Source organism: Micromonospora sp. LOL_013, assembly GCF_048060315.1.
In the GTDB taxonomy this organism is placed as follows: domain Bacteria; phylum Actinomycetota; class Actinomycetes; order Mycobacteriales; family Micromonosporaceae; genus Micromonospora_E.
In genome coordinates, this window is record NZ_JBHMIQ010000018.1 from 81,720 (window position 1) to 107,145 (window position 25,426).

Sequence of the window (25,426 nt, forward strand, 5' to 3'; positions counted from 1 at the left end):
AGGTGACCAGCGCCAGCCCTGCTCTGCTGACCGACCACTACGAGCTAACCATGCTCGCCGCCGCGTTGGCGGACGGCAGCGCGCACCGGCACTGCGTGTTCGAGGTCTTCGCCCGGCGGCTGCCGACCGGCCGCCGGTACGGTGTGGTGGCCGGCACCGGTCGGCTGGTCGACCTGATCCGGGACTTCCGCTTCGACGCGGAAACCGTCCGACACCTGCGGGACCGCGCGGTGGTCGACGCCGGCACCGCACAGTGGCTGACCGACTACCGGTTCACCGGGGACGTCGACGGGTACGCCGAGGGAGAATTGTTCTTCCCGAACTCGCCGATCCTCACCGTCTCCGGCACGTTCGCCGAGTGCGTCCTGCTGGAGACTCTGGTGCTGTCGGTGCTGAACCACGACTGCGCGATCGCGGCGGCGGCGGCGCGGGCGGTGACCGCCGCCCGCGGCCGGCCGGTGATTGAGATGGGTTCGCGGCGCACCCACGAGGAGGCGGCGGTGGCGGCGGCCCGGGCCGCGTACCTGGCCGGTTTCGCGGCCACGTCCAACCTGGCGGCGGGTGCCCGGTACGGCATCCCGACCGCGGGAACCTCGGCGCACGCGTTCACCCTGCTGCACGACGACGAACGGGCGGCGTTCGCGTCACAGGTGGCCACGCTCGGGCGGGACACCACACTGCTGGTCGACACCTACAGCATCAGCCAGGGCATCCGTAATGCGATCGAGGTCGCCGGGCCGGACCTGCGGGCGATCCGGATCGACTCCGGCGACCTGTCGGTCCTGGCGCAACAGTCCCGGGAGCTGCTCGACTCGCTCGGCGCCACCGAGACCAAGATCATTGTCTCCGGTGATCTCGACGAGCACGCGATCGCCTCGCTCGCCGCCGAGCCGGTCGACATGTACGGTGCCGGCACCGCAGTGGTGACCGGCTCCGGCGCGCCGACCGCCCGGCTGGTGTACAAGCTGGTCGAGGTCGACGGCCGGCCGGTGGTCAAGCGCTCCGAGAACAAGGCCACTGTCGGGGGCCGGAAGGTGGCGGTACGCCGGCACAAGCCGACCGGCACCGCCACCGAGGAGATTGTCGTCTCGCAGGGAGTCCCGGACCGGGCAAACGGTGACCGGGTGCTGCAACGGTCCTTTGTCGCCGCTGGCGAGGCGCGGACCCGGCCGACCCTCGACGAGTCCCGCGAGCACCTGCGCCGCTGCCTCATCTCGATACCGTGGGAAGGGCTGAAGCTGTCCGCCGGAGATCCAACCATCCCGGTGACCGTCGTGCCCGCCGTCCAGTGACCGCCGGGCCGCGACCGGTAGCGGCTGGTAATCGACCATGCAGAAGTCAGCAGCAGGAGGACGACGAGCATGCACCGGGCACTGATCATCGTTGACGTACAGAACGACTTTTGTGAAGGTGGCTCACTCGCGGTGGGCGGCGGCACCGATGTGGCGGTGGCGATCTCCCAGACCGTCGCCGAGGCACCGCAGCAGCGGTGGCGGCACGTGGTGGCAACCAAGGACTACCACGTCGACCCCGGCGCGCACTTCGGCGACCCGCCGGACTTCGTCGACACCTGGCCGGCGCACTGCGTGGTGGGCACCGGCGGGGACGAGTTCCATCCCGGGCTGGCCACCGATCGGATCGAGGCAGTCTTCCGTAAGGGCCAGTACGCGGCGGCCTACTCGGGCTTCGAGGGCCACAGCGACGACGGCACCGGCCTGGCCGACTGGCTGTGGGAACACGGCATCACCGGGGTCGACGTGGTCGGCATCGCCACCGACCACTGTGTACGGGCGACCGCGCTGGACGCCTCCCGGGCCGGCTTCGATACCACCGTGCTGCTCGACCTGACCGCCGGGGTGGCCCGGGATACCACCGAGGTGGCGGTGGACGCGATGCGGGCCGCCGGGGTGACGTTGACCGGTTCCCCGGTGCTGCGTCCGACCTGACCCGCCGGAAAGCCGGCCCGGATATCGGCTGGCCGACGTCGTACCCGGCGGGCATGATGCCGGCCGGAGGTAACACTGTCGATGAATTTGACTCCTTACCGGCAGGCGCTCGCGCTGCCCGGGGTGGCCCGGCTGCTCGCCCTGTCGGTGCTGGCCCGGATGCCGAACACCGCCGCCGGTGTGGCGCTGACCCTGTACGTCGTGCTGGGCCTGGGCCGGGGGTACGCCGCCGCCGGTTTGGCCGGTACCGCGTTGACCATCGGGGCCGCGATCGGCGCACCGCTGCTGGGTCGGCTGGTCGACCGACGCGGGTTACGCCCGGCGCTGGTCGTCTCGGTCACCGCCCAGGGCGTCTTCTGGACCGTGGCGCAGGCGCTGCCGTACCCCGCGTTGCTGGTCGCCGCGGTCGTCGCCGGCCTGCTCAGCCTGCCGGTGTTCTCGGTGATCCGGCAGTCGCTGGCCGCGCTGGTCCCGGCGGAACAGCGCCGTCCGGCGTACGCCCTGGATTCGATGTCGGTCGAGCTTTCCTTCATGGTCGGCCCGGCGCTGGCGGTGCTGCTCGCCACCGCGGTCTCCCCCCGGATCGCGATGGTCGCGGTCGGCGCTGGCCTGGTCGCCGCCGGGCTGGCGCTGTTTGTCGTCGACCCGCCGATCCGGGCCCGGCACGAGGAAGCCGACCGGGCTGGCACCCGGATCGCCCGCCGGGACTGGCTGACCCCGCAGTTGTTCGGGGTACTCGCGGTCGGCACGGCGTCGACGTTGGTGCTCGGCGGCACCGACGTGGCGTTGATCGCCGCGCTGCGGGAGAGCGACCAGTTGGCCTGGACCAGCGTCGTGCTCGCCGGCTGGGGGGCGTACTCCCTGGTCGGCGGGTTCGCCTACGGTGCGACCCGGCGTGCGGTGCCGCCGGTTGGGTTGATGGTCGCGCTGGCCGCCGCCACGGTCCCGGTCGGGCTCGGGGCCGGGCACTGGTGGACGCTCGGGCTGGCCCTGGCCCCGGCCGGGCTGCTCTGCGCGCCGACGATCGCCGCCACGTCCGACGCGGTCGCCCGGCTGGCCCCGGCGGCGGTACGCGGCGAGGCGATGGGTCTGCACGGTTCGGCGTTGACCGTGGGCATGGCCGTCGGGGCACCGCTGACCGGTGCGGTGATCGACGCCAGTACGCCGACGTGGGGGTTCGTGGCGATCGGTGCGGCGGGGCTGCTGCTGGCGCTGCCGATGGTCGCGATGCGGTGGCGCCGCCGGCCGGTGCCGGACCGGGTGCCGGCACCGCGGTGACGGGCTGCCCGAACACCCGACGCGGCCCCGGGCGATGTCGCCCGGGGCCGCGTCGTAGACCGATCGTGGGGTAAGCGCCGGCCAGTGGGTCAGCGCCGGTCGACGTTGCTGGCGGTGTCCTCCTGGTATGTGGCACCGCCGTCCGACTCGCTGGTCAGCGGCTTGGCACCGCCCTCCGGCGGGCCGGCGACCGAGTGGTGGCCGGCGGCCAGCTCCGGGAACTTCAGGTCGAACGCCGGTCGCTCGGAGCGGATCCGGGGCATCCGGTCGAAGTTGCGCAGCGGTGGCGGGCAACTGGTCGCCCACTCCAACGAGTTCCCGTGGCCCCACGGGTCGTCGACCTCGACCAGCGGTCCGGCCTTGTACGACTTCCACACGTTGTACAGGAACGGCAGGGTGGAGATGCCGGTGACGAACGAGCCGACCGTGGAGATCATGTTGAGTGTCGTCCAGCCGTCGATCGCCTGGTAGTCGGCGTACCGGCGGGGAAAGCCCTCGGCCCCGAGCCAGTGCTGCACCAGGAAGGTGGTGTGGAAGCCGACGAAGGTCAGCCAGAAGTGCACTCGGCCCAGCCGCTCGTCGAGCATCCGACCGGTGAACTTCGGGAACCAGAAGTAGATGCCGGCGAAGACCGCGAACACGATCGTGCCGAACAGCACGTAGTGGAAGTGTGCGACGACGAAGTACGAGTCCGAGACGTGGAAGTCGATCGGTGGGCTGGCCAGCAGGACACCCGACAGACCGCCGAAGAGGAAGGTGACCAGGAAGCCGATCGACCAGAGCATCGGCGTCTCGAAGCTGATCTGCCCCCGCCACATGGTGCCGATCCAGTTGAAGAACTTCATGCCGGTCGGCACCGCGATCAGGAAGGACAGGAAGCTGAAGAAGGGCAGCAGCACCGCGCCGGTGGCGAACATGTGGTGCGCCCAGACGCTCATCGACAGCGCGGCGATCGCGATCGTGGCGGCCACCAGACCCTTGTAGCCGAAGATCGGCTTGCGGGAGAAGACCGGGATGATCTCGCTGATGATGCCGAAGAACGGCAGCGCGACGATGTACACCTCGGGGTGGCCGAAGAACCAGAACAGGTGCTGCCACAGCAGCGGCCCGCCGGTCTCCGGCGCGTACACGTGGGCACCGAGCATGCGGTCGGCGGCGAGCGCGAACAGCGCGGCGGCCAGCAGCGGGAAGACCATGATCACCAGGAGGCTGGTGACCAGGATGTTCCAGGTGAAGATCGGCATCCGGAACATGGTCATGCCCGGCGCGCGCAGGGTCAGGATCGTGGTGATCATGTTCACCGCGCCGAGGATGGTGCCCAGACCGGAGATCGCCAAGCCGACGATCCACATGTTGGCGCCGACGCCCGGAGAGTGCTCGACGCTGCTCAGCGGGGTGTACGCGAACCAGCCGAAGTCGGCGGCGCCGCCCGGGGTGAGGAAGCCACCCATCGCCAAGGTGCCACCGAACAGGTACAGCCAGTAGGCGAAGCTGTTCAGCCGGGGAAAGGAAACGTCCGGCGCGCCGATCTGGATCGGCGTAACGTAGTTGGCGAAGGCGAACACGATCGGCGTCGCGAAGAACAACAGCATGATCGTGCCGTGCATGGTGAACAGCTGGTTGTACTGCTCCGGGGAGAGGAACTGCATCCCCGGCTGGGCCAGCTCCGCACGCATGATCAGGGCCATCAGGCCACCGATCATGAAGAACGCGAAGGCGGTGATCATGTACATGATCCCGATCTGCTTCGCGTCGGTCGTGCGCAGCAGCCGCGCCATGGCCGAGCCGCGGACCGGCCTGCGGACCGGAAAGGGCCGGCTGGCGATCGGCTTCGGTGCGACGGTGGTCACGAATGGCCTCCGGTTCTCGTCAATCCCACGGCGCCCGGGGTGATGATCCGCTGGCCGTGCCTCGCAGGCAGGATAGTCCCCGTTCACCGCCGGTCCGCACGCCGGGTGCCTGCCCCGCTGCGGGCTGCCGGTCGGCTCACACCGGGTCGACGAGCAACCGGTAGTGCTCCTGGAAGATGGTGCCGCCTTTGGCACGCAGCATCGGGTCGCGCAGGGCCGGGGCGGCGTCGCGGGTCCGGTCCCGGTCGCGGGTCCGGTCCAGGACCCACTGGGTACGCGGCCGACGTCGGCTCTCGTACCTGGCGAGCGCTTCGACGACCGACGGCGCGGCGCGTAGCTCCTCGGCCAGAACCAGCGCGTCCTCGAACGCCATCGCCGCCCCCTGGGACAGGGTCGGTGCGGTGGCGTGGGCAGCGTCCCCGACGAGCACCACGTTCCCCCGGGACCAGCCGCTCAGCTCCACCTCGTCGGTGACGGCCACCTGGACCTTCTCCACCGCGTCGAGGACCGCTGGCACCGGCTCACCGTAGTCACCGAGGAGCTGGTGGAGCCGGACCAACGGGTCGGCCGGCGGGGCGGAGCCGGCCGGCAACGGCTCGTCGGCGTAGAGGTAGACCCGGCCGTAGCCCATCGGGGCGAGCGCGATGCCGGACCGTCGCCCGAGCAGTGCCGTCCACTCGGTGATCACCGGACCGCCGCTGACCACGCTGCGGTAGGCGATCTGGCCGACCGGGTGCGGCGCGCCACCGATCTCGGCCAGTCGACGGACCGCCGACCGGCGCCCGTCCGCTCCGACGACCAGGTCGTACTCGGCGTAGGAACCGTCGCCGAAGGCGACCTTGGTGGTCTCGTCGCCGATCTCCACGTCGCACACCTCGGTGTGGTACCGCACTTCGCCGCCGGCACCGGTGAGCAGCACCTGATGCAGGTCGGCGCGGGGCAACGCCCGGCACTGCCCGACCCCCTGCCACAGCTGTTTTAGATCGACCGAGCACAGCTCGGCACCGGTTGCGTCGAGGAATCGCTGGTGCCGGATCACCGCGCCGAGCGGGCGCAACGGATTGTCCAGCCCGAGTTCACGAAGCGCGCGGATGGCATTGCCGGGCAGGAAGATCCCAGCGCCGGCAACGACGGTCGGAGCCAGCTTCTCCACCAGCTCGGGCCGGATGCCGGCCAGCCGCAGCGCCCGGGCGGCGGCCAGCCCGGCGACGCTGGCACCGACGATGAGCACGCGCACGGGTGGTTGAGCCATGGTCCGCGCCGCCTCCGGGGGAATAGACACTCATTGAAGCCAAGAGACTACTGCCGGCAACACTGCCTGCGGTAGGCCCATCCCACCCTGCTTGCTCCGCGCGAATGCCACCCGCCACGGCACCGGGCAACATCCACCAATGGACAATCTTAACGGCTCATCGGTGCCAGCGGGACCCTCAGCGCTGCACCCTTGCCCCACCGCCACCGGCGAGCGCCGCCACCTCCTCGAGGCTGGCCGTCGAGGTGTCCCCGGGAGTGGTCATCGCCAGCGCCCCGTGGGCGGCACCGTACTCCACCGCGACCGCCAGGTCACCCAGCTCAAGCAGACCGTAGACCAGGCCGGACGCGAAGCTGTCACCGCCGCCGACCCGGTCCAGGATCTCCAGGCCCGGCCGGTGGGTGGCGGACACGAAACCGGTCGGTGCCGACCAGGCGACCGCACCCCAGTCGTTCACCGTCGCGGAACGCACCGTACGCAGCGTCGTCGCCACCACCTTGAAGTTCGGGTACGCCCCGGTCACCTCGGTGATCATCCGCTGGAAGTTGGCGACCTCCAGGTCGGTGAGGCTCTCGTCGGTGTCCGGCACGGCGAACCCGAGACTCGCGGTGAAGTCCTCCTCGTTGCCGATCATGACGTCGACGTAGCCGGCCAGCCGCCGGTTGACCTCCTGCGCCCGAGACTGTCCACCGACCGCCTTCCACAGGCTGGGCCGGTAGTTCAGGTCGTAGGAGATGATCGTGCCGTGCCGGCGGGCGGCTGTCATCGCCGCCTCGATCGTGTCCGGCGTGGTCGGCGACAGGGCCGCGTAGATGCCGCCGGTGTGCAGCCAACGCACGCCGAGGGTACCGAACAGGTGGTCCCAGTCGACGTCTTCGGGGCGCAACTGGCTGGCCGCGCTGTTTGCCCGGTCGGAGGTGCCGATCGCGCCGCGCACCCCGAAGCCGCGCTCGGTGAAGTTGAGCCCGTTGCGGACGGTGCGGCCGATCCCATCGTACGGCAGCCAGCGCACGTATGCGGTGTCGACGCCGCCCTGCAGCACCAGATCCTCCAGCAGGCGGCCGACCTCGTTGTCGGCGAACGCGGTGACGACCGCGGTACGCAGGCGGAAGCAGCGGCGCAGCCCCCGCGCGACGTTGTATTCGCCGCCGCCCTCCCAGGCCCGGAAGCTGCGGGCGGTGCGCACCCGTCCCTCACCCGGGTCCAGCCGCAGCATGACCTCGCCGAGCGAGACCAGGTCGTAGCGACAGTCGGCGGCCGGCCGGGGGTGCAGCGGGGCGCGGTCGACAGGGTGCTGTTCGGCCATCTCACGACTCCTCAGTCAAACGGTCGGACCGGTCCTGATCGCGGTCGAACCGGTCCTTGTCAAGGTCGGTCCCACGCCGGGTCGAACCGGTCAGTCGGCGGCGCGGGCAGCGGCGACCGCGGCTGCGGTCAACCGGGTCACCTCGGCCCAGTCGCCGGCCTCGAGCAGGCGGGGGGCGACCATCCAGGTGCCGCCGACGGCGAGGACCGCCGGGTTGGCCAGGTAGTCCGCGACGTTGGCGGGGCTCACCCCGCCGGTCGGAATGAAGCGCACCGACCGGAACGGCGCGGCGAGCGCGGACACCATGCCCACCCCGCCGAGCTGTTCGGCCGGGAAGAACTTGACCGTGTCCAGCCCGGCGTCGAGGGCCATCTGGATCTCGGTGGCGCTGGACACCCCGGGGAAGACCGGCAGGTCGAGCTCCTGGCAGCGGCGCACGACGGCAGGTCCGAAGCCAGGGCTGACCACGAACCGGGCGCCGGCGTCGACCGCCCGGTCGACCTGTTCGACGGTGAGCACGGTGCCGGCACCGACCAGCATGCCGGGGTGCCCGGCCATCGCCGCGATCGCGTCCGCCGCCGCCGGGGTGCGGAAGGTCACTTCTGCGGTACGCAGCCCGCCGGCGAGCAACGCCTCGGCCAGTGGCGCGGCACCGGCCGGATCGGCCAGGACGACCACCGGAAGGATCCGCCCCGCACCGATCACCGAGACGACGTCGCCGCCGTCGTGCGCGCCCTGGTCGGTCTCTCGGCCGGTTGACTCACGTTCAGCATCATGAACATCGGTCACATACGTGACCATACTCCGTGGCACATCGCTGTCAACCGGTGCGGCGCTGGTTAGAGTGACCGCCATGGCGGCGCAGGAGGGTTTCCAGCCGGTGAAGTCCGCCGGCCGGACGTTGGAGGTACTGGAGGCGCTGGCCGCCGCCCCCGACCGCCGGTCCCTCGGCGAACTGGCGCGGGTCCTGCAGATCCCGAAGAGCAGCCTGCACGGGATACTGCGCACGATGGTGCATCGCGGCTGGGTGGAGACCGATCCCACCGGCACCCGGTTCGGCCTGGGCGTACGGGCGCTGCAGGTGGGCGCGGCGTACCTGGCCGCCGACAACGCCGTCAGCCTGCTGGACGGCGTGCTCGACGCGCTGGCCGGGCAGTTCGGTGAGACTGTCCATCTCGGCCGGCTGGACGGCCCGCACGTGGTCTACCTGGCCAAGCGCGAGTCGGTGCACCCGCTGCGGCTGTACAGCGCGATCGGCCGGCACCTGCCGGCGCACGCCACCGCGCTGGGCAAGGCGCTGCTCGCCGAACATCCGGACGACACCGTCGACCAGTTGCTGAGCTGGCCGTTGCGCCGGATGACCCGGCGTACCATCACCGACCAGGCCGCCCTGCACGCCGCCCTGGCCGAGGTCCGCGCCCAGGGCTGGGCCGTGGACCGGGAGGAGAACACCGAGGGGATCGTCTGCCTGGCGATGGCGATGCCGCTGCGCCAGCCGGCCGGCGACGCGATCAGCCTGTCCGTCCCGGCGAACCGGATCGACGCCGCCGGCGAAGCCCGGATGGTCGAGGCGCTGCGGGCCGCCGCCGACCAGGTGGCCGCCGCCCGCGGGCTGATCTCCCACTGACTCTTTTCATGTATGTCGATGTGATCTACCGTGATGGGAGCGCTCCCGCGACGTTGGTTCCTACCCGCCGTCTCCACGGTCTAAGGAGAACCATGAGACGTCCGATCCGCGCCGCCGCCGCAGCCGTACTGCTGCTCACCGGCGGCCTCGTCACCGTGGTCGCCGCCACGCCAGCCCAGGCCGACACACGAATTTGCGAACAGTACGGCAGCACCACCATTCAGGGTCGCTACGTGGTGCAGAACAACCGCTGGGGCACCACCGCCGAACAGTGCATCAACGTGACCGGCACCGGCTTCTCGGTGACCTCGCAGCAAGGCAGCTCACCGACCAACGGCGCACCGGTGTCGTACCCGTCAATTTTCTACGGCTGCCACTACACCAACTGCTCCCCCGGCACCAACATGCCGATCCAGGTGAGCCGGATCAGCAACGCACCGACCAGCATCAACTACCAGTACGTCGGCAACGGGACGTACAACGCCTCGTACGACATCTGGCTCGACCCGACCCCGCGCACCAACGGTGTCAGCCAGATGGAGATCATGATCTGGTTCCACCGGCAGGGCTCCATCCAGCCGATCGGCTCACCGGTCGGCAACGCCACCGTCGCCGGCCGCAGCTGGCAGGTCTGGACCGGCAGCAACGGCTCCAACAACGTGGTGTCCTACCTGGCCCCGTCGTCGATCACCAGTTGGAGCTTCAACGTGCTCGATTTCATCGCCGACGTCCGGGCCCGGGGGCAGATCACCAACTCCTGGTACCTGACCAGCGTCCAGGCCGGCTTCGAGCCGTGGAACGGCGGCGTCGGACTCGGGGTCAACTCCTTCTCCGGTTCGGTCTCCACCGGCGGCGCCCCGCCGACCACCGCCCCGCCGACCACCGCCCCGCCGACCAGTCAGCCGCCCGGTGGTGGCGGGTGCCGGGTCAGCTACACGGCGAACACCTGGAACAACGGCTACACCGCCGACGTACGCGTCACCAACACCGGTGGCGGCACCATCAACGGCTGGACGTTGGCCTACCAACTGCCGGCCGGGCAGACGGTCGGCAACTCGTGGAACGCCACCGTCACCCAGAGCGGATCGTCGGTGACCGCTCGGAACGTGGGCTGGAACGGCATGCTGGCCCCCGGGGGGACCGCCTCGTTCGGCTACCAGGCCAGCTACAGCGGTAGCTACTCCTCGCCGAACAGCTTCACCCTGAACGGCACCACCTGCACCACCGGCTGATCCACGGACCCGGGCCCGGCCCGCGGTGCGAGTGACGCGTCCGCCGCAGGCCCGGCCCGGGATCCCGGACAGCGCCGCGACCTACCCGCCCGGCAGCCGGTGGTAGTGGGCCTCAGTCGCGCAGGGCGTCGATCGCGGCCATCTCGTCGGCGGACAGAGTGAAGCCGAAGACGTCGGCGTTGGTACGGATCCGCTCCGGCGTGACGGACTTCGGAATCACCACGATGCCGTGCTGGATGTGCCAGCGCAGCACCACCTGGGCTGGGCTCGCCTGGTGGGCGGCGGCGACCCGGGCCAGCACCGGGTCGGCGAGGTCGGTGTTCTTGAACGGGCTGTACCCCTCCAGTACCACCCTGCGGTCGCGGTGTTCGGCCACCGTCCGCGGATCATGCATCGCCGGTGCCCACGGCACCTGGTTGACCGCCGGCACCACCCCGGTCCCCTCGGTCAGTTCGTCGATCTGGTCGAGGCCGTAGTTGGAGACACCGATCGCCCGGACCGCACCGGTATCCCGGTGGGCGACGAACTCGCGCCAGGTCGGCACGCCGGCACCACCGGCCGGTGGCCAGTGGATCAGCCACAGGTCGACGTACTCGGTGCCCAGCGCGGCCAGGCTCGCAGCCAGCGTCTCCGCCTCCCGCCCGACCCGCTCGGGCGGCAGCTTGGTGGTGATGAAGATCTTGTCCCGGGCGATTCCGCTGTCCTTGATCGCCCGGCCGACCTCTGCCTCGTTGCCGTACATCGTGGCGGTGTCGACGTGTCGGTAGCCGGCGTCCAATGCCGCTCGGACCGCCCGGTACCCGGCGTCGCCCGTCGCCTGCCAGGTGCCGAACCCGAGCAGCGGCATCCCGACCCCGGACGACAGAATTGCCACAGGTTGCTCACCATGCGTTGCCATCCTCCCCGCCTACCCCCTTCGACCTGCCCGTATTCCTTGACCGGACGACTCATCGTCCGGTAGCCGACAGACCCTACCGCTGCCTGCGACAAGGGCACATGCTGTTCACCGCGCGTACATTCGTCGTTACCACCCCACCACTGGCGGTGGTTCCTGCCTGGCCGACGGCCCGGCCGGAGATTGACCAGGACGGAAGAATGAGCAGTATCAGCACCGCCCACACGGCCATCGCGAGGATCCCGGTCACGGACCGGCCGCCGGCCGGACAACTCGCCGAACGCACGCCCGCCGACCTGTGGCACATGGCCAGAGCCGTGCTCGACGCCAACTGGTCGCGCAACCACACCGTGCCGTCGCGCAGCCTCTACCCGCACCAGTGGAGCTGGGACGCGGCGTTCATCGCGATCGGCCTGGCCCGGATCGACCCCGACCGGGCCTGGCGCGACCTGCGCAGCCTGTTCCTGGCGCAGTGGCCGGACGGACGGGTCCCGCACATCGTCTTCGACCCGGACGTCGCCGAACACGACTACTTTCCCGGACCGGGTTTCTGGCAGGTACCGTTGCGCCGTCCCGGGCACCCGGACGGCACCGGCATCGTCCAGCCGCCCGCCCACGCCCTCGCCATCTGGGAAATCTACCGACGGGCACCGGGGCCGCAGGCGGAAGCCGAGCTGCGCTGGTTCTACCCGCGGCTGGTCGCCGCCCAGGACTATCTGTCGAGCTGTCGCGACGCCAGCGGGGACGGGTTGGCCAGCATCGTGCACCCCTGGGAGTCCGGCCTGGACAACAGCCCGGCCTGGGATGCGGCGCTGGCCGCCGTACCGGCCGACCTCGGCGTGCTCGTCGGGCGGCAGCGGCACGACAACCGGGTGGCCGCGGCGGCCCACCGGCCGACCGATGAGGACTACGCCCGGTTCGTCGCGCTGGCGCTGGCTTACCGCGACGGCGGCTACCGGGACGACGAGCTCGCCGCCCGCCACGATTTCGTGGTCGAATGTCCGACCTTCAACGCGTTGCTGGCCGCCGCCGAACACGCGCTCGCCCGGATCGCCGCCGTGATCGGCGCCGACCCGGCGGTCCACCTGGACCGAGCCGCGCGGATCACCCGGGCGGTCGACGACCAACTGTGGAACCCGCAGACCGGCATGTACCACGCCCGGGATGTCCGGACCGGACGGCTCAGTCCGGCACGCTGCGTGAGCGGTCTGGTCCCGCTGATCCTGCCCGACCTACCGCCCGACCGAGTCGCGGCGTTGGTGGCGACGGCCCAGTCGCACCGGTTCGGGCTGTCTGCGTCGATGCCGGTGGCCAGCTACGACCGCTCCGCTGCCGACTTCGACCCGGTGCGCTACTGGCGCGGACCGGTGTGGATCAACATCAACTGGCTGATCTGCCGGGGACTTCGGGAGCATGGCCATCTGGATCAGGCCGAAACGCTGCGTGACGCAATGCTGGAACTGGTCCGCCGGTCCGGCTACTACGAGTATTTCCACCCGGAGACCGGCGACGGGGTCGGATCAGCGGCTTTCAGCTGGACTGCGGCACTGGTGCTCGATCTGCTCGGCGAAGGGACGGTTCCGCCGGTCAGCGGTCCGGTCGACTAGCCGTTGGCCGGTAGCAGGTTGAGCCATGTCGACCAGCGCCGATCCGACAGTCTGCCCGATACCAATACCCATTCGGCCGACCACCCGCAGATACCGATAATTCTGCTATAAGCCCCAAATCAGACAGAAAACGGTTGCTGAACGACGAATCTTCACTGTTCGTAGCCGTCCTCGCACATTGCGGTGGAGTCGACCGTACGGTGCGCGACTGGCGGCCTCACGGAGGGTTCCGGCCCGCCGGCAGGGCATCTATCTTCCCTGCCGGCGGGCCGCACGAACGACGCGATCCTGCGCACTCGACGCTGTCCGCCGTAATTCGCTGCTACCGCCAGGGGGGTGGGCGATGCAACCTGCACACGAAGCCGTACGGCGACCCGCACAGGACGCCGTACGCCGCAAGCGATGGCTCGACGGAGCACTGCTCCGATCAGCCATCACCGTATTGATGCTCGTACCCGTCTGCGTGCTGTTCACGCAGCTGTGGCGCGGCACCTCGGCGGACATCGCCTTCGCCGAACGCGAACGCGAGGGCGTGGCGTATCTCAGCGCGCTGAACGAGTTGACCGTGGCCCTGGTCGACGCACAGTCAGCGGCCGTCGCCGGTCAGCCGGTCAACGACGAGGCGCTGCTTCGGGCTCTCGACGCGGTCACCGAGGTCGACCAGCGGATCGGTGCGTCACTACGGGCCCAGCAACGGTGGGCGACGCTGCGCTCCGCCGTGGAATCCCTGTCGGACCGGCAGTTCAGCCGGCCGGCCGAAGCCTTCGACTCGTACCGCCAGGCCACCGACCTGCTGCTGGCCCAGTACGACCGAATCCGGGAGAGCTCGAACCTGACGCGCGACCCGGAAGGCGACGCCTACCACCTGCAGGACGGTGCGGCCGAGGAGTTGCCGGAGGCGATCGTCGCCACCGGACGCTTCGCGGATCTCGCCGTGCTGCTGCCGACCCGGCCGGCGCAGGACCAGCCACTGGCGTTGGTCGAGCTGATCAGCGCGGCCGGCGACGTGCTCTCTCCCGCCGGCGACCTGGCCGACAACGTCCAAGCCGCGGTGGAGAGCACCGACAGCCGGACGATGAGCAGCAACCTGCTCACCCAGGTCGACCGATTCCGGCGCAGCATGGACACCATTGCCGCTGCCGCCGCCGCGCTGAAACCCGCAGATGTCGTTTCGGAGGACGGGTCCGCGGCACCGGGCGGCGGGGCAGCGCTGCCCGACCTGGGTCCGCTCATCGGGCTTCGCGGCGATGCCCAGGTTGCAGCGGCCGAACTCACCGGCACCATGCTGGCCGAGCTGGACAATCTGATCACCGACCGGATCAGCACCCTGCAACGCGGCCAGTGGGTCTCGGCCGGCGCCCTGGTGGTGGCCTTCGCCCTGGCCGTAGCCCCGATGGTCATCGCCTACCTCGGCCAGCCCGCGTCGACCGCCGGCCAGCCCGGCACCGGTGCGGCCGGCCACGCCGGGACCGGTCACCCGCCGGGACCGGCCGAGCCCCGTCCGGACGCGGCGGACCAGCAGACCCGCTGGCCGGAACTCGACCCGACGGCGCACGGTGGCGCACCCGCCGGCACCGCCGACCCGGGCACCGGACGATGGGGGCCGACCGTTGCTGCTCGATAGGCTACGGATCCGGGGAAAGCTGGCCCTGCTGGTCATGATCCCGCTGATCGCGGTCGCTGCCCTGACAGTGCCGATCGTGATCGACCGCGCCGCGCTGGCCGGCCGAGCCGCCGACACGGTCCGTACCGTGCAGACCGGTGGCCAGATCGGCTCGCTCGCCCAGGACCTGCAGCAGGAACGTCTGCTGGCGATCGGCTACCTGCTGGACAGCGTGGATCGGTCCCGACTGGTGTTGCAGGAGGCAACCGTCACCGACCGGGTCGCCGACATCCGGGCGGAGCTGGGGGACCACCTCGGCACCGAACTGACCGCAGCGGTCAACAGTGTCGACGACCTCGCCGAGGTCCGGTCCGCGGTACGCGACCGCACGGCAACCAGCGATCAGGTGATGGCCACGTACGGCGATCTCATCGAGCGGTTGATCGACGGGTTGAAGCTGGTCGACTCGGCCGACGTCGCCACCCCGGAGGGACGCCAGATCGTAGCGTTGGACGCCGCGCTGCGGCTGGATGCCGCGATCAGCGCCGGAGCGGCTCACATGCTGCTGGTGGTCGGATCCCGCGATCCGCAGTCCGCCACCCGGTACGCGATGAGCCTGGTCGCCGCGCAGGAGAACGCCGCTCGGTTCAGCCGATTCGCCACCGCCGACCAGGTGGCCCTCTACAGCCTGGTCGAGGAGGCGCTCGACCAGCGGCTCGGCAGCGGGTTCACCGCCACCTCCCAGGCCGGCGCGCAGGACGGCTTCCCAGTCGACCCGACCCAGGCGTTGGCCGGCCTGTCCGTAACCACGCTGTTCCCGGCCCTGGAGTCGCTGATCGCCCTCGGCCGGTTCGTCGAACGCAAGATCGTTATCGACGTCACGGTCGACGTGACCCGGCGGCAGGAACAGATCCTCTTCATCGCGTACGGCGTGGTGGCCGGTGCGCTGCTGGTCCTGCTGGCGGTCGTCGCGTTGAGTCTGTACGTGGCCCGGTCGGTCGCCCAGCCGCTGGCCAGGCTCACCTCCTCGGCCGACCGGGTCGCCCGGATCGCCGAGGCGGAGCTGGTCCGGGTGGCCGATGACGAGTCGGAACGCCCCGACCCGGTGCACCTCGACCCGGTCGAGGTTTCCGCCACCGACGAGATCGGCGACCTGGCCCGCGCCTTCGAACGGGTGCAGCAGACCGCCGCCCGGCTCGTCGAACGACAGGTGTCGAGCCGACGCAACGTGGCGCAGATGTTCGGCCACGTCGGACGGCGGACGCAGAACCTGGTGGGCCGCCAGTTGTCGATCATCGACCGGCTGGAGCGGGAGGAGACCGACCCGCGCCGGCTGCAGCACCTCTACCGGCTCGACCACGTCTCCAGCCGGCTGCGGCGCAACGCCGGCAGCCTGGTGGTGCTCTCCGGCGCGACCGGCGCCGAGGAGCACATGGCCCCACTGCCGATCTCCGACGTCATCCGACTCGCTCTCGGCGAGATCGAGGACTACACCCGGGTCGACGTACAGGCACCAGCCGGGTACGCCCTCCAGCCGTCGGTCATCGCCGACATGGTGCTGCTGCTGGCCGAGCTGATGGAGAACGGCACCGTCTTCTCGCCACCGCACACCCGGGTGACCGTGACCGCCGGGCCGCTCGATGACGGTCTGCGGGTCAGCGTCTCCGACCGTGGGCTCGGGCTGTCTCCGGCACGACTGGCCGAGGAGAACGCCCGGCTGACCCGACGGGAACGGCTCGACCTGGTACCGACCGAGGTCCTCGGCCTGTTCGTGGTCGGCCGACTCGCCCGCCGGCATGCGATGAACGTCGAACTGACCGCCACGCCGGGCGGTGGGGTCACGGTCACGGTCGACCTGGGACCCAATCTGATCGTGCCGGCCACCGGCACCCCTGGACCGGCCATGGCCACCGGTTCCGCCAGCCGGTCGCCAGCGGTCGCGCCCACCGTCGCGCCGATACCCGGCACGGTCCCGGCCGATGCGGTGTTGATCGGCACCGCCCCGGACGGACCGTCCGGGGACAGTCCGGCGGCCGCGCCGCCGGCAACCGCCAGCGAGCCCCGACCGGAACGGACCGTCGCGCGGGCCAGCGTCCGCACCGGCACACCAAACGGCTCCGGCGCCGGCTTCGACTCGTCAGCGGTGCAGCGGGCCACCCGGTCGCTCGGCACCGGAACCCCGTGGAACGCGTTCGGCACGACGGCCGAAGCGGCCGGGGCACCGGACCAGCCGGCGGCGGCGCCCGCCGCCGAGCCGGTGGGACGTGGACCGCTGCGGCAGCGCGTTCCCGGCGCCCAGCATCCGGTCGGCGGCGGACCGGCGGCGCTCAGCGACGCACCGGCCGACCCGGTCGCCGCACGAGCGCTGCTGGAGGAATTCGAGGCCGGGGTACGGCGGGCACAGCAAGCGGTTGCGCAGGACCCGGCGGTCGCCAGGTCGGACCGCCTCACTCAGCGGGTGCCCGGGGCGAGCCTGCCCGACCCGCCCCCGGCCAGCGCAACCGCCGGCAACAGCCAGTCCTGGCCACCGGACCCGCAGCGGGCCAAGGAGTCCCTGGACGAGTTTGAGACGGGCGTTCAGCGCGCGCTCACCGAGATCACCACCACCTTTCAGCACGGCAGCAAAGGAACCGACGGATGAACAGTCCCTACACGCCGGACACCGCGGAACGCCCGACGACCCCGGCCGGCAACGGCAACGGCTCGCTGAGCGCCGAAGCGCAGACCTTCAACTGGTTGCTGGACTCGTTCACCTCCAGCACAGCCGGTGTCCGTGAGACCATCGCGGTCTCCTCTGACGGGCTGCTGATGGCCATGTCCGGAATTCAGGACCGGGCCAACGCCGAGCGGCTGGCGGCGGTGGTGTCCGGCATGACCAGCCTGGCCGGTGGCGCGGCGAACTGGTACTCACTCGGCACGCTGAACCGGGTGGTGGTCGACATGGCCGACGGCTACCTGCTGGTCAGCTCGATCAGTTCCGGATCGGTGCTGGGGGTGATCGCCGACCGCTCGGCCAGCCTTGGCACCGTCGCCTACGAGATGACCCTGTTCGCCGGGCGCGCCGGCGGCCCGCTCACTCCCCGGCTGATCGCCGAGTTGAAGAACTCCGTCCAGTCGTGACCCGACCGCCGTACGGGGCGGACGAGCCGGTCGATCCGCAGCCGCGGATCCGCCCCTACCTGCGTACCCCGCCGGCGGGTGACGCCCCGGCGGGTGGGGCTTCGCCCGGTGTCGGCAAGTCCGATGGCGGCGGGCCGGACCGGTCGGACGGCGACACCGCGCCAACGACGCTGCGGCCGTTCGTGCTGACCGCCGGTCGGGTCACCGGGGCGGACCCGGACATCAACCTGGAGACGCAGGTGACCGCCCGGGCACCGGACCTGTTCGGCCCCGGCCCCTCGGGAGCCGGCCTGGCCCCTGAGCTGCGGGCGATCATCGCGCTCGCCGCCGACCCGATCTCCGTCGCGGAACTGTCCGCCCGGCTGGGGCTGCACCTGGGGGTGACCCGGGTGCTCGTCGGTGACCTCCGCGCCTCCGCCCATCTCGACGTCCACGTACCCGACGTCGACGCCCCTGCCGATGCCGACACCATCCTGCGAGTGATCCGTGGACTACGTGCCATCTCCTGACCGTCCGACCGCCGGACCGCCCCCGACAGCCCGGCACCGGGCCGCACCCCGGACCGCGCCGATCCCGGTCAAGATCGTCGTGGCGGGTGGCTTCGGGGTCGGCAAGACCACCACCGTAGGGGCCATCTCCGAGATCGCCCCGCTGACCACCGAGGCGGAGATGACCACCGTCTCCGTCGGAGTCGATGACCCCGGCTCGGAGTCCGGCAAGACCACCACGACCGTCGCGATGGACTTCGGCTGTGTCACGATCGACCGAAGTCTGAAGCTGTACCTGTTCGGCACCCCGGGTCAGACCCGTTTCGGGTTCATGTGGGACGACCTGGCCCGGGGGGCGTTGGGCGCACTGGTCGTGGTGGACAGCTCACGCCTGGACGACTGCTATCCCGCCGTCGACTACTTCGAGCGGGCCGGGCTGCCGTTCGTGGTGGGAGTAAATACCTTCCACGGCCGCCTTGGTCATAGCATTGACGAGGTTAGGTGGGCGTTGGCGACCGGCCCGGCCGTTCCGGTCGTCGCGTACGACGCCCGCGACCGACTGTCGGTCCGGGACGCGCTGCTGGTGGTCCTGGACCGGGCGCTGGACCGAGCGGTACGGAGTCAGCCATCCTGAGGTGGTAGCGGAGGAGGACAGATGCGTGGTGACCTGGACGACGCGCTCGCCCGGCTCGCCCGACGCGACCAGTTGCAGAAGCGGGTCAGTCAGGGCAACGACCGGACGGCGTCGGCGGCGCACGAGATCGCCGCGGCGGTCCGGCAGGTGGTCGAGCGCCACCCTGGGTTGACCGCGACGGTCCACCTCACCGACGGCGGTCAGGCCGTGCAGCTCACCGTCGGCAACCGGGACGGCCGGGTGCAGGTGACGGTCGACGGCGGTACGCCTGCGGCGGGGCCGAACCCGCCGTCCGGCGACCCGGCGGCGCCCGGGGTGCCGACCGCCGGGCGCCCACCGGAATGGCCGCCGCGCGGACAGCCCGCCCAGGACGGTCCGGCGGCCCGCCTGGCAGAGCTGATCCGACGTGATCCGTCACTGCTCAACGGGGCGACGGAGGGCTGAACCGGCCGCGTCGCCGGATAGCCGAGGTGTACGGCGGAGGCCGCCGTCACGACGTGGGCGGCTCGTCCTGGCCGGACGCCTCCGCCGCGTCCGCCTCCTCCTTGGTGTGGTGCACCGCTCCGTCGGTGTGCTCCGGCGGACCGTAGACGGTGTAGAGCACCAGTGGGTTGGGGCCGGTGTTGACGAAGTTGTGCTTGGTGCCGGCCGGCACGGCGACCAGATCACCGGCGGCGACGGCCTGCCGCTCGCCGGCCACCAGCGCTTCGCCGACACCGCTGACGAAGGTGAGGATCTGGTCGATGTCCGCATGGACCTCCTCGCCGATCTCGCCGCCTGGCGGAACGGTCATGATCACAAGCTGGGAGTGCTCACCGGTCCAGAGCACCCGGCGGAAATCGGGGCTCTGCTCAGCGACCGTGGCGATCGTGAAGTGCTGCATACCGCTCAACGTACCCAGGACCGGCCGTCGGTACGCGTGTTGCTGTGCGCACGGCCGACATCGACGGGCGCCGGGTCAGCCGGCCAGTTCGACGACCGCCTCGACCAGCAGCCAGCAGCCGAACGCGAAAAACAGCGCTGCCGCCCCGTACGCGATCACCCGTTCGGGAAGCCGCCGGCCGAGCAGCCGGCCGACCACGATGGCCAGCGCGTCTGCCGCGACCATGCCGAGCGTGGAGCCGAGCCAGGTGCCGAACCAACCGTGCCGGGTGGCCAACGTGATCGTCGCCAGCATCGTCTTGTCCCCCAGCTCGGCCAGGAAGAAGGCGGTGAACACGGCGATCACCGCTGTCCTGGTGGTCCGCTGCGCCCGGCGGGACTCCTCGTCGGTGAGGGTGTCGCCGCGCAGTGTCCAGAAGCCGAACCCGATGAACGCCAGCGCGGCGGCCAGCGCGATCCAGCCGGTGGGCAGGGCCACGCCGAGGCCGTACCCGAGGGCGACCGACACCAGGTGCACGACGGCGGTGGCCGCGGTGATGCCGATCAGCACCGGCCAGGTCCTGAATCGGGTGGCGAAGGTCAACGCCATCAGCTGTGACTTGTCGCCCAGCTCGGCGATGAAGATCACGCCGAAGCTGATCGCGGTCGCGGCAAGGAAGCCGTCCATGGTGCCTCTCATCCGGTCGGGGCCGGATCGTGGCACGCGGACCTCGACCCGGCTACTGCAGCCTGGGTCGAAGGTCTCGCCCACCCGACGTACCGCCGGGTCGTCGCGGCCGGGTGCGCAGCACCAGTGTGTCGACCGCGATGTTGGGAGCTACTCCCCTTCGCAGTCGCCGAGTCTAGCGGTTCCAGCAGCGACGATCGCGGTTGGTGACCGAACACACGGGGGCGGGTCCACCAACGCGACCAGTTTCCGTTACGTTCACCCCTGTCCGTGGCGTACCGCGCGCATCGCCCCAGGGTGGACGTGACGGCGGCGCTAACGGACACTGTCCCGGAACTTTCAGGACGATCAATCGCCGAACTGCTGTGGTGAGGGCGGGAACATGACCGAGCCAATCCTGGTGGTTGATGTCGGCACCTCGGGCACCCGGGTGGCGCTGGTCGTCGCGGACCAGACGACCCTGGTCAAGGAACCGGCCAGCGGAGCGACCAGCTGGCCGTCGTCGGTGTGTCTGGCGGACGAGGGATTCCTGGTCGGCACTCCGTCCGAGGTACGTAAGCGGGCCATGCCGCGGCGGTACATCGACGGGCCACGCCGGGCCGTCGACGCCCAGGCGGCCATGCGGCTGGAACACCGGGAGGTCACCGGCGCCGAGGCGCTCACCGCGTACCTCACCGTGGTCGCCAATGAGGTTCGCCAACTGTACGGCGGCCAGATCGACCGGCTGACCCTGTCGGTGCCGGCGGACTACCTGCCCGGCGATCCCCGTCGGGACACGATGCTCGCCATCGGTGCGGCCGCCGGGTTCCGCGACGTCGAGCTGATCGACAGCGCGGTGGCGGCGGCGCTGGACCCGACGACCGGCGACAACCTGCCGGCCGGCGCGCTGGTGCTGGTCTGTGACCTCGGCGCGACCTGGACCGTCGCGCTGGTGCAGGTGTACGGCAGCCACACCGTCCAGCTCGCTCAGCAGACCAGCCCGGCCGGGCAGGAGCTCGACGCGCTGCTCATCAACGACCTGCGTACCGAGGGGCGGGCCTGGCTGGAGCCGATGCTCGCCGCACCCGGTGACGCCGGGCTGCGCGCCTACCACGAGGCAATCGACTTCGCCCGCCGGCTCAAGCACCAACTGGTCAACGCCGACGAGGTGGTCGATCACCTCACCCCGCTCACCCCGCCGTACCGGCTGACCCGGGCCTGGCTGGACGCGTTCGCCGAACCGGCGTTGCGCTGGCTGGTGGAGGGCGCCGCAGGTGTGCTGGGCGCGGTCGGCGCCGCACCGGCCGACCTGGCCGCGGTGGTCGTCGCCGGCGGCAACGCCTACCTGCCGGCGGTGCACACCACGTTGCGGGCCGGCCTCGGCATCATCGACGCCGGGTCGCCGGGGCCGCTGCGCTGCGGTTCGGACCCGGAGCTGGCGGTGCTGCGCGGCACGGCCCGGTTCGCGGCCGGCACCAGCGGGCGCACCGTCACCGCCGAGCCTCAGCGGTGGCGCACCGAGCCAACCTCGTGGGAGATCCCGGGCGGTCGGGCCCGGCTGCTGCGCTGGTGCGTGCCGCCGGGCGAGCCCTACCCGGCCGGGGCGGTACTCGCCCACATCCGTACCCCCGACGAGCGGGTCTTCGAGCTCACCGCCGCCCAGCACGGCCGGCAGTTGGGCCAGCAGGCGTACCCGGGCGACCTGGTCGGCCCGGTCCTGGTGGTGGCCACCGCGAAGGACGCGGTGGCCCTGCAGCGCCAGCCGCCGCCCCGGCGGCGGCACCTGGAGTCCACCGGGAGCTGGCTGCTCACCCCGGACCGCGAGCATCTGGTGGAGTGCGACCCGGCGGCCCGGCTGGTCCGGCTCCGGGCGATCGCCGACGACACGGTCCGCGCCGAGTTCCGCCCGGAGCACACCGCCGGCGCACAGCCGACCGGCCGGGTGTTCGTCGACCCGGACGGCCGGCTGGCGGTGGTGGCCTGGGCCACGGACGGGTTCATCTCGGTGTGGGATATCGAGACCGGCAAGCTCAGCGCCCGGTTCCGCGATCCGGGCGAGCCGCACCGGGTGCTGATCGACGAGACCGGGTGGCGGGCAGCGGCCGAGGGCCGGGCGAAGGCGGTAGGCCGGTACCGGCGCACCGTGACGACCCTGTGGGACCTGCGTACCGGCAGCCAGATCGACCGGATCACCGACGACCGGTGGAAGCAGCGGATGCCGGAGTTCGCCGAGCACAGCCGGCGGGAAGGGTTCGGCACGGCTGTGGTCAGCGCCGACGGGCAACTGCGGGCCGCAGTCGCCGGCGCGCTCGACGGCATCGCCGCGGTGGTCCTGCAGGACACGTCGACCGGGCAGGAGCTGTTCCGGGTGCTGGGTGGCACCGGGCAGCGGGTCCGGGTCGGGTTCAGCGCCGACAGCCGGCACCTGCTGGCCAACTGGGAGTCCAACGAGCGGAGCCTGATCGATGTCTGGGATGTCTGACCAGCCCGTCCTGGTGGTCGACTTCGGCACCTCCTCCTCCGCCGCGATGGTGGTCACCGGTGAGACCGGTGAGCTGGTACCGGACCCGGTCACCGGCGCGCCGACCTGGCCGTCGGCGGTGCACTGGGACGGCCAGAGCATGATCGTCGGCGCGTTGGCGGAGCGGCGGAAGCGGTCCGAGCCGACCGCGTACGCCGCCGAGTTCAAACGCGGCATGGCCGCCGATGTGCCGATGACGCTCGGGGATCGCCGGTTCCGGCCGATCGAGCAGGTCGCGGCGGTGCTGACCGCGCTGCGGGCGGAGGCCGAGCGGCGAAACGGCGCCCCGGTGCACCGGACGGTGGTGACGGTTCCGGCGTCGTACGGCCCGGACGACCCGCGCCGCGCGCAGATGATCGCCGCAGCCGAAGCGGCCGGTCTCGGCCCGGTCGAGCTGCTGCCGGAGCCGGTCGCGGCCGCGTTCGCCCCGGTCGCCGGCCCACCGCCGGTCCCCGGCGAGCTGGTGCTGGTCTACGACCTGGGCGGAGGCACCTTCGACACGGCACTGGTGCGCATCGACGAACGCTGGCACGAGGTGCTCGGACACGCGGCGATCGACGACTGCGGCGGCCGGGACATCGACGCGCTGCTGGCCGGACGGATCCACGCCGACGGCCAGCAGTGGCTGGCGCCGCTGCTGGCCAGTGCCGCAGCCAGCCAGTCCGCCCCGGCCACGTTGCGGCTCGGCATGGCGGTCACCGACTTCGCGAACCGGATCAAGCACCAGCTCAGTGACACCCCGGCGGTGGAGGACTTCCTGCTGCCGGACACCCCGGCGTACCGGCTGACCCGAGCGGACCTGGCGCAGCTGGTGGCCCCGCTGCTGGCCCGCACGATCGCCTGCTGCCGGCAGATGCTGGCCGCCGTCGGGGTGCCACCGGCAAGCATCGGATCGGTGCTGCTGGTCGGCGGCGGGGCCCGGATGCCTGCCGTGGCGCAGGCGGTACACGACGCCTTCCAGCGCCCGCTGCGTCAGGTGGAGGAGCCGGAGCTGGCGACCGTGCACGGTGCCGCCCGGTGGCTGCCGCGCAGTGGCCCACGGACCATCCGCGCGTCGACGGAGACCACCGCAATGGTTCCGCTGTCGTTCGGCATCCCGGGCGGGTCCGCGCGGCTGCATCGCTGGCTGGTGGTGCCGGGCCAGCCGTATCCGGCGGGAACCCCGCTGGCCCGGGTCCGGCTGCCCGGCGGCGCGCTGTGGGATCTGGTGGCCGCGACGCCGGGCACACTCGACCGGCTGCTGGTGCCGCCCAGCGCCGAGGTCACCAGCCACCAGTGGCTGGCGCTGGCCACCGGCTGAGGCGACGGGTCAGCGGGCGGTGATCAGCCGGAACAGGGTGAGCCACTGCTCCGGCCAAATCTCGCCGGCCAGGGCGTCGACCGGGATCCGGGTGGCCCGCAACGCCGCGTCGACGCGGCGGACGGGAAAGCCACGCCGCAGCGACGCCGCCACCGAACCGCCGACACCGCTGAACCCGAGCTCGACCAGCCGTTGGTACGCCGGTGTCGCGGCGGGCGGCACCAACGGCACCGGGCGGCGAGTCAGCCGCAGGATGCCGGCGTCCACCCCGGGTACCGGCCGGAACGCGGTGCGCGGCAGCTGGCCGGCCAGCCGCCAGTCGAACTCCGGCCAGGTGCGGACGGTGAGCAGACTCCATCGACCGTAGTCGCCGGTGCGTTTGCGGGGGTACTCCAATTGGGTCACCAGGGTGGCAGCGCGCAGCCGGGACGCGTGCAGGCACCACCGCACGATCGGCGCGGTGGCGGCGTACGGGATGTTGCCGACCACCGCGAACGGCTCGGCCGGCGGCCCGGCGGCCAGGAAGTCGCCGGGTGCCAGCGTCACGTTCGGCAGATCGGCACACCGGCGGGCCAGGCGCGCGGTGAGGTCCGGATCGACCTCGTACGCCAGGAGCCGGCCGTCGACCCGGGCGAGCACCCGGGCGAGCACCCGGGTCAGCTGCCCGGTGCCGGCACCGACCTCGATGGTCAGCTCACCGGGCGTGGGCCGTACGGCCCGGACCACCCGGTCGATGGCCGACCGGTCGTGCAGAAAGGTCTGGGAGAAGGCCCGACGGGTACGGTCGGCGCCGGTGGCGGCACCGACCCGGGTCGGGTCGAGGTTTCGCGTCGGATCGGATCTGCGTGTCGGATCAGATTTGCGGTGGGGGCGAGGCACGGCCAGGTCCAGTCTGCCGGCCGGCAGGGGCCGGCTCGGCGGTTCACGGACCGGCCGCCGGTCCGGCGGCCGGTCCAGAAAGGGCAGGACTCGGACCGCCCTGGCCGGGGCGGGGTGCTTCGCGCGCGACTGGTACCCGTCGGCGGGCCGACGGGTGGATCGGAATCAGCAGCACTGGTGACCGGCGGAGTGCCGGTCAGCTGCCGGTCAACTGCCGGGCGCGAACTGACCGCAGGCCAGGACGGGACGCCGGGCACGCGGGCGGGCAGTCAGCAACGGGCACCACCCGGCCGGCGTACCGCCGGTCAGGATCAGCGCCTGGAAGGTGGTCGACACGCCTGGCAGATTAACCGGCGGGCA

23 protein-coding genes are annotated in these 25,426 nt (G+C 71.4%); 14 read left to right on the top strand and 9 right to left on the bottom strand.

The features are described from left to right. The first annotated feature begins 2 nt into the window (after positions 1 to 2). The 3 genes from ACFHWS_RS14065 to ACFHWS_RS14075 all read left to right on the top strand — a co-directional run bounded on the left by ACFHWS_RS14065 (position 3) and on the right by ACFHWS_RS14075 (position 3,224). Positions 3 to 1,292, top strand: coding sequence for a nicotinate phosphoribosyltransferase (locus ACFHWS_RS14065; protein WP_416554706.1), 1,290 nt, complete (start codon positions 3 to 5; stop codon positions 1,290 to 1,292). Between the two features lie 69 nt (positions 1,293 to 1,361). Beyond that, positions 1,362 to 1,946, top strand: a complete 585-nt coding sequence (locus tag ACFHWS_RS14070) for a nicotinamidase (protein ID WP_416554708.1) — start codon at positions 1,362 to 1,364, stop codon at positions 1,944 to 1,946. A gap of 81 nt (positions 1,947 to 2,027) precedes the next feature. Beyond that, complete coding sequence (locus ACFHWS_RS14075; RefSeq protein WP_416568324.1) at positions 2,028 to 3,224, top strand: MFS transporter; 1,197 nt, start codon at positions 2,028 to 2,030, stop codon at positions 3,222 to 3,224. 89 nt (positions 3,225 to 3,313) lie between these two features. Here ACFHWS_RS14075 and ctaD read toward each other — a convergent pair whose 3' ends face one another. From ctaD to eda, 4 genes are all read right to left on the bottom strand, one after another. After that, complete coding sequence (gene ctaD / locus ACFHWS_RS14080) at positions 3,314 to 5,074, bottom strand: cytochrome c oxidase subunit I (protein ID WP_278167436.1); 1,761 nt, start codon at positions 5,072 to 5,074, stop codon at positions 3,314 to 3,316. Between the two features lie 136 nt (positions 5,075 to 5,210). Next, the gene (locus tag ACFHWS_RS14085) at positions 5,211 to 6,326 is read right to left on the bottom strand and encodes an FAD-dependent monooxygenase (RefSeq protein ID WP_416554710.1); all 1,116 of its coding nucleotides are present in this window, start codon (positions 6,324 to 6,326) and stop codon (positions 5,211 to 5,213) included. Positions 6,327 to 6,504: 178 nt separating this feature from the next. Next, a complete protein-coding gene (locus tag ACFHWS_RS14090; protein ID WP_416554712.1) occupies positions 6,505 to 7,632 on the bottom strand; it encodes a sugar kinase in 1,128 nt (375 codons plus the stop codon). Between the two features lie 90 nt (positions 7,633 to 7,722). Continuing rightward, positions 7,723 to 8,421: a bifunctional 4-hydroxy-2-oxoglutarate aldolase/2-dehydro-3-deoxy-phosphogluconate aldolase gene (eda, locus tag ACFHWS_RS14095; RefSeq protein WP_416554714.1), complete on the bottom strand. Its 699-nt coding sequence runs from the start codon at positions 8,419 to 8,421 to the stop codon at positions 7,723 to 7,725. A gap of 64 nt (positions 8,422 to 8,485) precedes the next feature. Between eda and ACFHWS_RS14100 the strand changes: the two genes are divergently transcribed. Next, positions 8,486 to 9,259: an IclR family transcriptional regulator gene (locus ACFHWS_RS14100; RefSeq protein ID WP_416554716.1), complete on the top strand. Its 774-nt coding sequence runs from the start codon at positions 8,486 to 8,488 to the stop codon at positions 9,257 to 9,259. A gap of 92 nt (positions 9,260 to 9,351) precedes the next feature. Further along, positions 9,352 to 10,491 carry a GH12 family glycosyl hydrolase domain-containing protein gene (locus ACFHWS_RS14105; protein WP_416554718.1) on the top strand — a complete coding sequence of 380 codons (1,140 nt, stop codon included), beginning with the start codon at positions 9,352 to 9,354 and terminating at the stop codon, positions 10,489 to 10,491. A 112-nt stretch (positions 10,492 to 10,603) separates the two neighbouring features. Here the strand turns inward: ACFHWS_RS14105 and ACFHWS_RS14110 are convergent, their stop codons facing one another. Further along, positions 10,604 to 11,338: an aldo/keto reductase gene (locus tag ACFHWS_RS14110; protein WP_416554795.1), complete on the bottom strand. Its 735-nt coding sequence runs from the start codon at positions 11,336 to 11,338 to the stop codon at positions 10,604 to 10,606. A gap of 248 nt (positions 11,339 to 11,586) precedes the next feature. Here ACFHWS_RS14110 and ACFHWS_RS14115 point away from each other — a divergent pair, with 248 nt between their 5' ends. The 7 genes from ACFHWS_RS14115 (at position 11,587) to ACFHWS_RS14145 (ending at position 19,282) form a co-directional block, all read left to right on the top strand. Further along, entirely contained in the window at positions 11,587 to 12,993 is a 1,407-nt protein-coding gene (locus tag ACFHWS_RS14115; RefSeq protein WP_416568325.1) for an MGH1-like glycoside hydrolase domain-containing protein, read from the top strand. A gap of 445 nt (positions 12,994 to 13,438) precedes the next feature. Beyond that, complete coding sequence (locus tag ACFHWS_RS14120; RefSeq protein ID WP_416554722.1) at positions 13,439 to 14,617, top strand: hypothetical protein; 1,179 nt, start codon at positions 13,439 to 13,441, stop codon at positions 14,615 to 14,617. Further along, positions 14,604 to 17,237, top strand: a complete 2,634-nt coding sequence (locus ACFHWS_RS14125) for a nitrate- and nitrite sensing domain-containing protein (protein ID WP_416554724.1) — start codon at positions 14,604 to 14,606, stop codon at positions 17,235 to 17,237. Before ACFHWS_RS14120 ends, ACFHWS_RS14125 begins: the two co-directional genes overlap by 14 nt. Then, entirely contained in the window at positions 17,234 to 17,716 is a 483-nt protein-coding gene (locus ACFHWS_RS14130) for a roadblock/LC7 domain-containing protein (protein WP_416554726.1), read from the top strand. The genes ACFHWS_RS14125 and ACFHWS_RS14130 overlap by 4 nt, the downstream gene beginning before the upstream one ends. Then, entirely contained in the window at positions 17,713 to 18,225 is a 513-nt protein-coding gene (locus ACFHWS_RS14135; protein ID WP_416554728.1) for a DUF742 domain-containing protein, read from the top strand. Before ACFHWS_RS14130 ends, ACFHWS_RS14135 begins: the two co-directional genes overlap by 4 nt. Beyond that, on the top strand, positions 18,203 to 18,838 hold the full coding sequence (locus ACFHWS_RS14140; RefSeq protein ID WP_416554730.1) for a GTP-binding protein: 636 nt from the start codon (positions 18,203 to 18,205) through the stop codon (positions 18,836 to 18,838). The genes ACFHWS_RS14135 and ACFHWS_RS14140 overlap by 23 nt, the downstream gene beginning before the upstream one ends. Before the next feature lie 21 nt (positions 18,839 to 18,859). Continuing rightward, a complete protein-coding gene (locus ACFHWS_RS14145; protein ID WP_416554732.1) occupies positions 18,860 to 19,282 on the top strand; it encodes a hypothetical protein in 423 nt (140 codons plus the stop codon). Positions 19,283 to 19,328: 46 nt separating this feature from the next. Here ACFHWS_RS14145 and ACFHWS_RS14150 read toward each other — a convergent pair whose 3' ends face one another. Both ACFHWS_RS14150 and ACFHWS_RS14155 read right to left on the bottom strand, forming a co-directional pair. After that, complete coding sequence (locus tag ACFHWS_RS14150; RefSeq protein ID WP_416554734.1) at positions 19,329 to 19,721, bottom strand: cupin domain-containing protein; 393 nt, start codon at positions 19,719 to 19,721, stop codon at positions 19,329 to 19,331. A gap of 75 nt (positions 19,722 to 19,796) precedes the next feature. After that, a complete protein-coding gene (locus tag ACFHWS_RS14155; RefSeq protein WP_416554797.1) occupies positions 19,797 to 20,387 on the bottom strand; it encodes a TMEM165/GDT1 family protein in 591 nt (196 codons plus the stop codon). Positions 20,388 to 20,769: 382 nt separating this feature from the next. Between ACFHWS_RS14155 and ACFHWS_RS14160 the strand changes: the two genes are divergently transcribed. After that, a complete protein-coding gene (locus ACFHWS_RS14160) occupies positions 20,770 to 22,848 on the top strand; it encodes an Hsp70 family protein (protein WP_416568326.1) in 2,079 nt (692 codons plus the stop codon). Then, the gene (locus tag ACFHWS_RS14165) at positions 22,832 to 24,187 is read left to right on the top strand and encodes an Hsp70 family protein (RefSeq protein WP_416568327.1); all 1,356 of its coding nucleotides are present in this window, start codon (positions 22,832 to 22,834) and stop codon (positions 24,185 to 24,187) included. Before ACFHWS_RS14160 ends, ACFHWS_RS14165 begins: the two co-directional genes overlap by 17 nt. A gap of 9 nt (positions 24,188 to 24,196) precedes the next feature. Here the strand turns inward: ACFHWS_RS14165 and erm are convergent, their stop codons facing one another. Next, on the bottom strand, positions 24,197 to 25,066 hold the full coding sequence (gene erm / locus ACFHWS_RS14170; RefSeq protein ID WP_416568328.1) for an ErmE/ErmH/ErmO/ErmR family 23S rRNA (adenine(2058)-N(6))-methyltransferase: 870 nt from the start codon (positions 25,064 to 25,066) through the stop codon (positions 24,197 to 24,199). Between the two features lie 207 nt (positions 25,067 to 25,273). Beyond that, positions 25,274 to 25,402 carry a hypothetical protein gene (locus tag ACFHWS_RS14175; RefSeq protein ID WP_416554742.1) on the bottom strand — a complete coding sequence of 43 codons (129 nt, stop codon included), beginning with the start codon at positions 25,400 to 25,402 and terminating at the stop codon, positions 25,274 to 25,276. Positions 25,403 to 25,426: the final 24 nt, after the last annotated feature.